This is a genomic window from Pseudomonas sp. 1912-s, from assembly GCF_029269205.1.
Taxonomy (GTDB): Bacteria; Pseudomonadota; Gammaproteobacteria; order Pseudomonadales; family Pseudomonadaceae; genus Aquipseudomonas.
Window position 1 is genome coordinate 41,024 of sequence record NZ_JARIXR010000035.1, and the last position, 11,180, is coordinate 52,203.

Consider the following 11,180-nt stretch of genomic DNA (forward strand, 5'->3'; position numbering starts at 1 on the left):
GAACTGTAAAGATTGGCTTCAGTTGGCGACGCGCTGCCGGCGCAAACGCCAGGCCATGGCCAGCCATACCACGGTAACGCCGGCGAACTTCGAGACCAGCGCAGTGCCCGCCACCGCAGGCGTCAGCGCGCCGATCAGGCCGAAAAAGATAAAGGTATCGAGGGGAATGCTCAGCGCCGAACTTATCCACAGGCGATCGTGGAGCGGACGCTTGGTGATGCTGAACACCAGCCAGTCGATGCACTCCGACACCGCAAACGCCGTGGCGCTGGCCAGGGCGATGGATGGATCGGACGTGATGTAGGACAGCACCAGCGCCGCCAGCATGGCGATGATCGCGCCATGGCCGAAGCGGGTTTGCACCATGTCCCGCAATACAAACACCAAGCCGCCCCAGGCAGACCAGATGACGTCCAGGTGCGGGGCGGTGGAAAAGGCAAAGTTGATCAGCACGACACTGCTGATGTAGGCAATCAGGAAGAACATGGGGCGAGGGACCTGTGAACAAGGGCCACAGGGTACTGCACAACCCATCAATGTGGCGAGGGAGCTTGCTCCCGCTGGGGCGCGAAGCGGCCCTGAAATGGGCGATAGCGGTGTACCTGAAGTAATGCTGTCGTCTGATTTGGGGCTGCTTCGCAGCCCAGCGGGAGCAAGCTCCCTCGCCACATTAAGTGCAGCCCTCTAGCGATCAGGCGCCGGATTTACCGGGAATCATCCACACCAGCCCACTCGCCTTCGCCCGCTCATGGCACAACCCCAGCACCACCCGGCGCTCGGCATTGTCCATGCGGCTCCAGCGGGTGATTTCATCCACCGTGCGCTGGCAACCGGTGCAAATATCGTCGTCATCCAGCGCACAAATGCTCACGCAGGGCGAGGCGACGGGGCGTTCCACCGGGTTCATTCTTCCTGCTCAGCCAGGTCACGGGCATAACGCCGGGCGTTATGCACATAGTGCGCAGCGCTGGCCTCAAGCATCTTCTTCTGCACGTCAGTCAGTTCCCGCACCACCTTGCCCGGCGAGCCCATCACCAGCGAACCGTCGGGAATTTCCTTGCCTTCGCCAATCAGCGAATTGGCGCCGATGATGCAGTGCTTGCCGATCTTCGCCCCGTTGAGGATGACCGCATTGATGCCGATCAGGCTGTAATCGTCGACGGTGCAGCCATGCAGCATGGCGTTATGGCCGATGGTCACACCGGTGCCCAGGGTCAGCGGGTAGCCCATGTCGGTGTGCATCACGCTGCCGTCCTGCACGTTGCTGTTCTTGCCGATCAGGATCAGCTCGTTGTCGCCGCGCAACACCGCGTTGAACCAGACGTTGGCGCCCTCCTCCAGCTTGACCTTGCCCACCAGCGTGGCATTGGGGGCCACCCAACTGTCGGGATGGGTTTCGACTCGGGCGTCGCCCAGGCGGTATTTCATAGGTGGTTCCTCACGGCGGAAACGATGGCCATCTGGCTCTTAGGTATTGATGAAGCTTTTCGGCGGTCGATGCAGGCTGATGTCGGCATCGTCATAGAGCAGATTGATCAGCTCGACAATCATGATCGCCGTCAGGCCCCAGATCTTGTATTCGCCAAACCGATAACTGGGCACGTACCAACTGCGGCCCTGGTAATCGATACGGTGGGTATGTTCGCGCGGGTCCTGGCGAAAAAACTCCAGGGGCACGCTGAAAACAGCCGCGATCTCGGCGTCATTCGCCAGGTATTCAACGTAATCAGGAATAACGCCTACATAAGGCGTGACACGGATACCGTGCAGGGAAATCAACGGGCTCAACGGGCCGATGACTTCCACCAGCCCTGGCGGCAGGCCGATTTCTTCTTCCGCTTCACGTAGCGCGGTGAATATCAGGTCGGGATCGTCGGGGTCGCGGCGCCCGCCAGGGAACGCCACTTCGCCGCCATGGGTGGATAACCCGCTGGCGCGCAAGGTCAGGATCAGCTCGGGTTCGTCACTGCGGGTGATCGGCACCAGTACCGCCGCTTCCGGGAAACGACCGTCGGTCTCCAGCGTGTGGGGCGTATGATTGCTTACCCGGCGAAGTAGCTCGTCCAGCATGAGTCATCTCGGTCTGTTGGCTACCTTGCATCATGCACCAAACCTTGCGCACGCCCAACCCCAAAACCCTGGCCATGTCGCTAAACGACAACTTGCAGCCCATACCCGGTCACGCCAAGATAGGCGCACTCTCCAGGAACCCCAGCATGAACTTCTGCAGCCAGTGCGGTAAACCGGTCACCCAGCGCATTCCCGAAGGCGACGCACGCCTGCGTTATGTCTGCGATCACTGTCAGACCATTCACTATCAGAACCCTAATATCGTCGCGGGCACCGTGCCGGTATGGGGCGATCAAGTGTTGCTGTGCCGCCGCGCCATCGAGCCGCGCCTGGGCTTCTGGACCCTGCCCGCCGGCTTCATGGAGAACGGCGAGACCGTCGAGCAGGCCGCCATGCGCGAAACCCTGGAAGAAGCCTGCGCCCGGGTGCGCAACCTGAGCATCTATACCCTGATCGACGTGCCGCACATCAGTCAGGTGCACATCTTCTACCGCGCCGAGCTGATCGACCTGGACTTTGCCGCAGGCCCCGAAAGCCTCGAAGTGCGCTTATTCGATGAAGCCGACATCCCTTGGTCAGAGCTGGCTTTCCGCACGGTCGGGCGTACCTTAGAATGCTTTTTTGCTGACCGCCGGCAACAGTCGTATCCGGTGCGCAGCGAGTCGGTGCCGCCACTGACCCAATTGGCCAAATAACAACTCCAGGCGGCACGTAGTCTTCTCAGGGGATACCGTTTTAATGCGTTGGTTGCTTGCTCTGATCTGCCTGTCGTTTGCCACGCTGTCGCCAGCCTCCACCCAACTGATCCTGGGCGGCAAACCTGTCGAGAAAATCCTGGTGCTCAAGTCCGCCCATCAGTTGCAACTGATCAACGACGGCAAGCCCCTCAAGACCTATCGCATTTCCCTGGGCAAAAACCCCAAGGGCACCAAGCTGATGGAAGGCGACCGTCGAACCCCGGAAGGCTTCTACTGGATCGACTGGCGCAAGACCAGCGACCGCTTCAACCTGGCCATGCACATCTCCTACCCCAACATCAGCGACTCCGCCCGCGCCCGCCGCGAAGGGGTAAAACCCGGCAGCATGATCATGATCCACGGCACCCCCGACGCCGAGGACTACCCCGAAGAGCTGTTCCACACCCTGGACTGGACCGACGGCTGCATCGGCATGCGCAATGTCGACATGCGCGAGGTCTGGAACCTGGTCAAGGACGGCACCATGATCGAGATTCGTCCGTAATTTCCCGCCACCCGTAAAATAATTCGAAAAAAATTCCTGCCTCGCGCAGCGCTTGCCGGTGAATACCAGTTCACCCCGGCAAGCTGCGTGCTTCTGCCCACAAGAAAGACCTCTCTAATACCACTTGATCTGGCGCACTATTAAGGCGCCCGCAAACACTCGTCTGCACCGTTTTCGCTGCATTGACATGGTATTTAAGTGGTATTAGCTTTCGATCACTACCGGGCGACAACACTCCAATAACCGCATCGGAAACCGACACGATGAACCCCATCCTGACCCTGCGCCCCGACGACAAACAATCGACGCCGCTGTACCTGCAACTGGCCCGTAACCTGGAAGCCGCGATTCATGCCGGCCAATGGAAATCCGAGCAGGCATTGCCTTCGGAACGTGCCCTCAGCGAGCAACTGAGCATTTCCCGAGTCACAGCCCGCAAGGCGCTGGAAGTGCTGTTCGAACAAGGCCTGATCCGTCGCAGCCAAGGCTCCGGAACCTTTATCACGCCGCGTCTGGAACAGCCGCTGTCGCGCCTCTCGGGCTTCAGCGAAATGCTCCGGCTCAAGGGGTTTGTGCCGACTTCCCAGTGGCTGGAGCGCGAGATCACCCCGCCGACCCATGAAGAATTGATCCGCCTGGGCCTGTCGCCCAGCGACAAGGTCGCGCGCCTCAAGCGTTTACGTAAGGCCGACGACACGGTGATGGCGATTGAAATGACCGCCATGCCCGCCTCTGTCCTCCCGCACCCGCAGGCCATCGGCAATTCGCTCTACGAATACCTGGAAAGCATCGGCAAGCCCATCGTGCGCGCCCTGCAACACATCCAGGCAATCAACGCCTCGGACGAGTTCGCGGCCCTGGTGGGCATCGCCCCCGGCACCGCCATGCTGCTGATGACCCGGGTGGGCTACACCGCCGACAACACCCCGATTGAAATCACCGACACCTATTGCCGCAACGACTACTACGACTTCGTCGCAGAACTGCGCCGCCACGACTATTCCGCTGAACTGCGAATTTAGAGAACTGCCCATGTCCGAAGACAACATCCTCACGCCCAGCGGCTGGATTCGCGGCCGCCTGGTGCACCAGCACGGCAAGGTGACTGCCGTTGAAGGCAGCCCGTGCGACCCGGCTGACAACGACCTGCCGTACCTGCTGCCAGGCTTTATCGACCTGCACGTACACGGCGGTGGCGGCAAAGACATCATGGAAGGCAGCGACGCCTTTCAGACCATTACCCGCACCCACGTACGATTTGGTACCACCTCCCTGCTGGCCACCACCATGACCGCGCCGGTGGACGAAATTTCCCGCGTGCTCGGCGAAATCGGCACTTACTGCGAAAGCCGCCCGACCGGCACCGCCCGCGTGCTCGGCGTGCACCTGGAAGGCCCCTACATCAATCCGGGAAAACTCGGCGCACAACCTAACTTCGCCCACACCGCGTTGATGGCCGAAGTCGAAGAATACCTGCGCCTGGCGCCGATCCGGGTGATCACCATTGCCCCGGAAATCGCCGGCCACGACGGCCTGATCCGCGCCCTCAGCGAACGCGGCGTGCGCATGCAGATCGGTCACACCCTGGGCAGCTACGAGGAAGGCGTCGCCGCCCTCGCCGCCGGCGCCACCAGCTTCACCCACTTGTACAACGCCATGAGCCCGCTGCATCACCGCGAGCCCGGCATCGTCGGCGCGGCGCTGGCCCACGCCCAATACGCCGAACTGATTCCCGACCTGTTGCACGTGCACCCCGGCGCCATGCGCGTGGCCTTGCGTTCGATACCGTGCCTGTACTGCGTCACCGATTCCACCGCCGCCGCCGGCATGCCCGACGGTGAATACAAGCTGGGCAGCCATACCGTGACCAAGTGCCTGGGCGGCGTACGCCTGGCCGATGGAACGCTGGCCGGCAGCACCCTGACCATGGACCAGGCGCTGCGCAACCTGGTGAAGATCGGCCTGCCGATCAGCGAAGCCTCACAACGCCTGTCGCAATTTCCTGCGGACTACCTGGGCCTCGAAGAACGCGGTCGCCTGCAACCCGGCAGCTTTGCCGACTGCGTGCGCCTGGACCGCTCCCTGAACCTCACCGACGTAATGGTCGAAGGAGAAACCATTGACTTCAAAAATGCTTGAAGAGGCCCTGGCCTCCTGTGAGGCCGTCGAGGCTCAACTGCAGCGCCTGGACCCGTTGCTGGTGGAAGTCGCCGGCCGCCTGCGACGCCAGCCGCCGCAAGTAGTGATGACCATCGCCCGCGGCAGCTCGGACCACGCCGCCAGCTACTTCGCCTACCTGACCATGCAGCACCTGGGGATTCCGGTGGCGTCGTTGCCGATGTCGGTGGTGACCATGCTGCAATCGCCGCTCAAAGTCAGCGGGCAAGTGGCGTTCGGCTTCTCACAGTCGGGGCAAAGCCCGGACCTGGTCAACAGCCTGCGCCTGTTGCGCAAACGTGGCGCCTTGAGCATCTCGATGGTCAACGCCGAAGACTCACCGCTGGAAGCCGCCTGCGAATTCCACGTGCCGCTGTGCGCCGGGCCGGAACGCAGCGTTGCCGCCACCAAAAGCTTTATCGCCACCCTGAGTGCCAGCGCCCAATTGATCGGCCACTGGAACCAGGAAGACGAGTTGCTCCAGGCCTGCAAGGCCTTGCCCGACGGTTTGCGTGAAGCCGCCAAACAAGACTGGAGCGTGGCCATCAACGCCCTGCGCGACTGCCAGCAACTGATGGTGATCGGCCGCGGTGCCGGTTTTGCCATCGCCCAGGAAGCGGCGCTCAAGCTCAAGGAAACCTCGGCGATCCAGGCCGAAGCCTTCAGCAGCGCCGAAGTGCGCCACGGGCCGATGGCCCTGATCGATGACAACTACCCGCTGCTGGTCTTTGCCCCGCGCGGTGCTGAACAAGCCGGCCTGCTGAGCCTGGCCGCCGACATGCGCCAGCGCGGTGCCCGCGTGCTGCTGGCCGCCCCCGACGACATCGCCGAACGCGACCTGACCCTGAGCCGCGCCGAACACCCGGCATTGGACCCGATCCTGGCGATCCAGAGCTTCTATGTGATGGCAGCCGGTTTGGCAGAGGCCCGAGGCATGGACCCGGACCAACCGCGTCACTTGAGCAAAGTGACCCGTACCCACTGAGTTGATTGCAGCGTTTTCCTGATGAGTACCGTGCCCATGTCCAACAACAATAAAGACCTCACCCTCAGCGCTCCCCTCAGTGGGCCGGTGCTGACCCTGGGCAACGTTCCCGACGAAGTGTTCGCCAGTGGCGCCATGGGCGACGGCATTGCCATCGACCCGCTCAACGATTGCCTGCATGCGCCGTGCGATGGGGTGATCATCCATGTCGCCCGCACCGGGCATGCGCTGACCATTCGTGCGGATAACGGCGCTGAGTTGCTGATGCACGTGGGCATCGACACGGTGGAACTGAATGGCGAAGGGTTTGCGCTGCTGGTCAAGCAAGGCGCGCGGGTCAGCAAGGGCCAGGCGCTGGTGCAGTTTGACCTGGACCTGATCGCGCGCCAGTGCAAAAGCCTGGTCAGCCTGATCATCCTGACCAACAGCGAGTTGTTTGAGCTGCGGCCGATCACCTTGAAGACGGTAAAGGTCGGCGAGCCGCTGCTGCACGTGGTTGCGCGGTTGGCCGGGGCGGCGAAGGTAATTGATGAGTCGGTCACCGAAGCCAGCGCGACGATTCGCATCACCCACCGTGGCGGCCTGCATGCGCGCCCTGCTGCCTTGGTCCGCAAGACGGCGCAGGCATTCAGCAGCCAGTCGCAGCTGCACTTCGCCGGCAAGACGGCCTCGTGCGACAGTTTGATCGGCTTGATGGGATTGGGGATTGGCGAGCAGGACGAGGTGCAGGTCACCTGCCGGGGCAAGGATTGTGAAGCGGCGCTGCAAGCACTGGTCGCCGCGCTGTCGGTGGCAGTTGGCGAAGAACATCACGCGCCAGTGGTCATTGCCCCGCGCCGTGCAAATACCGAAGCCGGTGTACTGCAAGGCGTCTGCGCCGCGCCCGGCCTGGTCTGCGGCCCGCTGTTCCGTCTGAACGGAATCGAGCTGCCGGCAGACTTGGGCAATAACGTCCCGGATGAGCAACTGCAGCACCTGGACACCGCCCTGGAACACGTGCGCGGTGAAATCCGCCACACCCTGGACCAGGCCCGCCAGCGCAAGGATGTGGAGGAAGAAGAAATCTTCGCTGCCCACCTGGCGCTGCTGGAAGACCCGACGCTGCTGGAGGCCGCCACCGCCGCCATCGAACACGGCAGCGCTGCCACTCACGCCTGGCGCGACGCGATCCAGGCCCAGTGCGCGGTGCTGCTGGCCCTCGGCAAACCGCTGTTCGCCGAACGCGCCAACGACCTGCGGGACTTGCAACAACGCGTGCTGCGGGCGCTGTTGGGCGAGGCCTGGCATTTCGAATTACCGGCCGGCGCGATCGTCTCGGCCCATGAATTGACCCCCTCGGATCTGCTGCAACTGAGCCAACAACACGCGGCGGGTATCTGCATGGCTGAAGGCGGTGCAACCTCTCACGTGGCGATTCTGGCGCGAGGCAAAGGCTTGCCGTGTGTGGTTGCGCTGGGCACTGAATTGCTTGATGTGCCTCAAGGCCAGCGTGTGGTGCTGGATGCCGCCAATGGCCGGCTGGAACTGACGCCGGATGACGCGCGCCATGCCCAGGTCCACCAGTTGCGCGACGCACAAAAACTGCGCCGCCAACAGCAACACGCCAACGCCCAAGGCACCGCCAGCACCCAGGATGGCGTGCGGATTGAAGTGGCCGCGAACGTTGCCTCCAGCGCCGAAGCCCAATTGGCCTTTGAGAACGGCGCCGATGGCGTCGGCCTGCTGCGCACTGAATTCCTCTTCGTCGATCGCCGCACTGCGCCCGACGAGCAAGAGCAACGTCAGGCCTATCAAGCCGTGCTGGACGCCATGGGCGACAAGTCCGTAATCATCCGCACCATCGATGTGGGCGGCGACAAGCAGCTCGACTACCTGCCGCTGCCGTTCGAGACCAATCCGGTGCTGGGCCTGCGGGGCATTCGCATGGCCCAGGTGCGCCCGGAACTGCTGGACCAGCAACTGCGCGCCCTGCTGCAAGTCTCGCCACTGGAGCGTTGCCGGATCCTGCTGCCAATGGTCAGCGAAGTCGACGAACTGCTGCAGATCCGCCAGCGCCTCGATGAGTTGTGCACCGAGCTGGAACTGACCCAACGCCCGGAGCTGGGCGTGATGATCGAAGTGCCCGCCGCCGCGCTGATGGCCGAACAACTGGCCGAGCACGCGGACTTCTTGTCCATCGGCACCAATGACCTGTCCCAATACACCCTGGCCATGGACCGCGACCACGCCGGCCTCGCCGCCCGGGTCGACGCCCTGCACCCGGCGCTGCTGCGGCTGATCGCCCAGACCTGCACCGGCGCCGCCAAACATGGCCGCTGGGTCGGTGTTTGCGGTGCGCTTGCGTCCGACCCGCTGGCCACGCCGGTGCTGATCGGCCTGGGCATCAGCGAGCTGTCCGTGAGCCCGCCGCAAATCGGAGAAATCAAGGACCGTGTCCGCCACCTGGACGCAGCCCAATGCCGGCAACTGAGCCAAAGCCTGCTTAACCTGAGCAGCGCCAAAGCCGTTCGCCAAGCCTGTCAACACCACTGGCCGCTGAGCTGAAAACAACAAGAATAGGGAGACACGCCGTGTACCAATATTTTATCGAAGGGCTGCAACGCCTGGGCCGTGCGCTGATGCTGCCGATCGCGATTTTGCCGATCGCCGGCCTCCTGCTGCGACTGGGCGACACCGACTTGCTGAACATCGCGGTGATGCACGACGCCGGGCAGGCGATCTTCGCCAACCTGGCGCTGATCTTCGCCATCGGGATTGCCGTGGGTTTTGCCCGCGACAACAACGGCACGGCGGGCCTGGCGGGGGCCATTGGTTACCTGGTGATGGTCTCCACCCTCAAGGTGATGGACGCCAGCATCAACATGGGCATGCTCGCGGGCATCGCCAGCGGCTTGATGGCCGGCGCGCTGTATAACCGCTTCAAGGACATCAAGCTGCCGGAGTACCTGGCGTTCTTTGGGGGGCGACGGTTTGTGCCGATCGTCACCGGGTTTTCGGCAGTCGCGCTGGGGGTGATCTTTGGTTTGATCTGGCCACCGGTGCAGCAAGGAATCAACAGCTTCGGCGTGCTACTGATGGAAAGCGGCAGCTTCGGCGCGTTCGTGTTCGGCGTGTTCAACCGCCTGCTGATCGTCACCGGCTTGCACCATATCCTCAACAACATGGCGTGGTTTGTGTTCGGTACCTTTACCGACCCGACGACAGGCGCGGTGGTGACCGGCGACCTGACCCGCTACTTTGCCGGCGACCCCAAAGGCGGCCAGTTCATGACCGGCATGTTCCCGGTCATGCTGTTCGGCCTGCCCGCCGCCTGCCTGGCGATGTATCGCAACGCACTGCCGGAACGGCGCAAGATCATGGGCGGGATTTTCCTGTCGATGGCGCTGACCTCGTTCCTCACCGGCGTGACCGAGCCGATCGAATTCGCGTTCATGTTCCTCGCGCCGTTCCTGTACCTGGTGCATGCGCTGTTGACCGGGTTGTCGATGGCGATCACCAACATGCTCAACATCCACCTGGGCTTTACCTTCTCCGGCGGGTTTATCGACATGGTGCTGGGTTGGGGCAAGTCAACCAACGGCTGGCTGGTATTCCCGGTTGGGCTCGCGTACGCGGTGATCTACTACAGCGTGTTCAATTACTGCATCCGCCGCTTCAATTTGAAGACGCCGGGGCGTGAGGATATTCAGGTCGTACAGGCTGAGACCATGACCGATAACCAGCGGGCCGGGGCTTATATTCGGGCGCTGGGTGGTGCGGAGAATTTGCTCAGTGTGGGTGCCTGCACGACGCGCCTGCGGTTGGACATGGTGGACCGCAACAAGGCGGTGGATGCCGATTTGAAAGCGCTGGGCGCCATGGCTGTGGTTCGGCCGGGTAATGGCGGGAGTTTGCAGGTGGTGGTCGGGCCGATGGCGGACAGCATTGCCGATGAGATTCGGTTGGCGATGCCTTCGTATGTTGGGGTAACGCCGGTCGCTGCTGCGCCGGTTGAGAAGAGCACGCCGGTGAATGTGCACGAGGCCGAGAAATGGCTGAGCGCACTGGGCGGTCGGGCCAATGTGCTGCAACTGGACGCGGTGGCGATGACGCGGTTGCGGGTGGAATTGGGGGATGGTTCGGTGCTGTCCGAGTCCCAACTGACGGCACTGGGTTGCCAGGGCGTGAGTCAACTTGAGAGCGGTATTTGGCACTTGCTGATTGGTGACAAGGCGTCGGGGTTGGGTGAGGCACTGGAACGGTTGGTCAGCGGCCGCGAAGCCGTAACCGGCGCCTAGCAAAATTGTGGTGAGCGGGCTTGCGTGTGGTGAGCGAGCTTGCTTGTGGTGAGCGGGCTTGCCCCGCGCTGGGCTGCGCAGCAGCCCCAATAAGAACGACGCATTTTTTCAGATAGAACCCTGTGGCAGGTTTTAGGGCCGCTGCGCAGCCCAGCGCGGGGCAAGCCCGCTCACCACAGGGTTACTGCCTATAGGGAAGAAATGTTTCTAAACCGGATCCGCCTGTTCGGGTGGAATTGGGGGATGGTTCGGTGCTGTTCGAGTCCCAACTGACGGCACTGGGTTGCCAGGGCGTGAGTCAACTTGAGAGCGGTATTTGGCACTTGCTGATTGGTGACAAGGCGTCGGGCTTGGGTGAGGCACTGGAACGGTTGGTCAGTGGCCGCGAAGCCGTAACCGGCGCCTAGCAAAATTGTGGTGAGCGAGCTTGCTTGTGGTGAGCGGGCTTG

12 protein-coding genes are annotated in these 11,180 nt (G+C 62.5%); 8 read left to right on the forward strand and 4 right to left on the reverse strand.

Going from position 1 to position 11,180, the window contains the following annotated elements; genetic code table 11:
- Positions 1-18 precede the first annotated feature (18 nt).
- From P3C29_RS28635 to P3C29_RS28650, 4 genes are all read right to left on the reverse strand, one after another.
- A complete protein-coding gene (locus P3C29_RS28635) occupies positions 19-486 on the reverse strand; it encodes a hypothetical protein (RefSeq protein ID WP_003209599.1) in 468 nt (155 codons plus the stop codon).
- A gap of 205 nt (positions 487-691) precedes the next feature.
- Complete coding sequence (locus P3C29_RS28640; protein WP_087695119.1) at positions 692-907, reverse strand: DUF1289 domain-containing protein; 216 nt, start codon at positions 905-907, stop codon at positions 692-694.
- Positions 904-1,428 (reverse strand): gamma carbonic anhydrase family protein, encoded by a 525-nt coding sequence (locus tag P3C29_RS28645; protein ID WP_201121615.1) that lies wholly within the window; start codon positions 1,426-1,428, stop codon positions 904-906. Before P3C29_RS28645 ends, P3C29_RS28640 begins: the two co-directional genes overlap by 4 nt.
- A 39-nt stretch (positions 1,429-1,467) precedes the next feature.
- Positions 1,468-2,070, reverse strand: coding sequence for a CoA pyrophosphatase (locus tag P3C29_RS28650; protein WP_010176834.1), 603 nt, complete (start codon positions 2,068-2,070; stop codon positions 1,468-1,470).
- Positions 2,071-2,216: 146 nt separating this feature from the next.
- Here P3C29_RS28650 and P3C29_RS28655 point away from each other — a divergent pair, with 146 nt between their 5' ends.
- The 8 genes from P3C29_RS28655 to P3C29_RS28690 all read left to right on the forward strand — a co-directional run bounded on the left by P3C29_RS28655 (position 2,217) and on the right by P3C29_RS28690 (position 11,138).
- A complete protein-coding gene (locus P3C29_RS28655; RefSeq protein WP_003209606.1) occupies positions 2,217-2,765 on the forward strand; it encodes an NUDIX hydrolase in 549 nt (182 codons plus the stop codon).
- 43 nt (positions 2,766-2,808) lie between these two features.
- Positions 2,809-3,312 (forward strand): L,D-transpeptidase family protein, encoded by a 504-nt coding sequence (locus tag P3C29_RS28660; protein ID WP_010176835.1) that lies wholly within the window; start codon positions 2,809-2,811, stop codon positions 3,310-3,312.
- 263 nt (positions 3,313-3,575) lie between these two features.
- Entirely contained in the window at positions 3,576-4,334 is a 759-nt protein-coding gene (locus P3C29_RS28665; protein WP_010176837.1) for a GntR family transcriptional regulator, read from the forward strand.
- A 10-nt stretch (positions 4,335-4,344) separates the two neighbouring features.
- Positions 4,345-5,451, forward strand: a complete 1,107-nt coding sequence (gene nagA / locus P3C29_RS28670) for an N-acetylglucosamine-6-phosphate deacetylase (protein ID WP_201121616.1) — start codon at positions 4,345-4,347, stop codon at positions 5,449-5,451.
- Positions 5,432-6,454 (forward strand): SIS domain-containing protein, encoded by a 1,023-nt coding sequence (locus P3C29_RS28675; protein ID WP_201121617.1) that lies wholly within the window; start codon positions 5,432-5,434, stop codon positions 6,452-6,454. The genes nagA and P3C29_RS28675 overlap by 20 nt, the downstream gene beginning before the upstream one ends.
- A 36-nt stretch (positions 6,455-6,490) precedes the next feature.
- Entirely contained in the window at positions 6,491-8,998 is a 2,508-nt protein-coding gene (gene ptsP / locus P3C29_RS28680) for a phosphoenolpyruvate--protein phosphotransferase (protein WP_201121618.1), read from the forward strand.
- A gap of 26 nt (positions 8,999-9,024) precedes the next feature.
- Positions 9,025-10,731, forward strand: a complete 1,707-nt coding sequence (nagE, locus tag P3C29_RS28685; RefSeq protein WP_275966035.1) for an N-acetylglucosamine-specific PTS transporter subunit IIBC — start codon at positions 9,025-9,027, stop codon at positions 10,729-10,731.
- Between the two features lie 251 nt (positions 10,732-10,982).
- Positions 10,983-11,138: a hypothetical protein gene (locus P3C29_RS28690; RefSeq protein ID WP_275966036.1), complete on the forward strand. Its 156-nt coding sequence runs from the start codon at positions 10,983-10,985 to the stop codon at positions 11,136-11,138.
- The last annotated feature ends 42 nt before the right edge of the window (positions 11,139-11,180 follow it).